Source organism: Paenibacillus sp. MZ04-78.2 (assembly GCF_024213375.1).
Classification (GTDB): domain Bacteria; phylum Bacillota; class Bacilli; order Paenibacillales; family NBRC-103111; genus Paenibacillus_G.
Window position 1 is genome coordinate 1 of record NZ_JANAVJ010000128.1, and the last position, 654, is coordinate 654.

Annotated in this window: 1 rRNA gene; it reads left to right on the top strand. The window is 53.4% G+C overall.

The annotated features are described in order from the left end of the window. Window positions 1-654: ribosomal RNA gene (locus tag NLX71_RS26340) — 23S ribosomal RNA — on the top strand; the annotation flags it as partial.

Genomic DNA, 654 nt, shown 5'->3' on the forward strand with positions numbered 1-654 from the left:
TTTCCTTCGGAAAAATCCGGGGTGATGGCGTGCCTTTTGTAGAATGAACCGGCGAGTTACGTTCCCGTGCGAGGTTAAGGTGAGAAGCCGTAGCCGCAGCGAAAGCGAGTCTGAATAGGGCGAATGAGTACGTGGACGTAGACCCGAAACCGTGTGATCTACCCCTGCCCAGGGTGAAGGTGCGGTAACACGCACTGGAGGCCCGAACCCACGAATGTTGAAAAATTCGGGGATGAGGTGGGGGTAGCGGAGAAATTCCAATCGAACTCGGAGATAGCTGGTTCTCCCCGAAATAGCTTTAGGGCTAGCCTCGGGAGATGCGTCGTGGAGGTAAAGCACTGATTGGGTGCGGGGCCCGCCAAGGGTTACCAAGTCCAGTCAAACTCTGAATGCCACAGACGTTATCCCGGGAGTCAGACAGTGAGTGCTAAGATCCATTGTCAAGAGGGAAACAGCCCAGATCATCAGCTAAGGTCCCCAAGTGTGTGTTAAGTGGGAAAGGATGTGGAGTTGCACAGACAACCAGGATGTTGGCTTAGAAGCAGCCACCATTGAAAGAGTGCGTAATAGCTCACTGGTCGAGTGACTCTGCGCCGAAAATGTAACGGGGCTAAACACACCACCGAAGCTATGGCTAGGTATCTTACGATACCC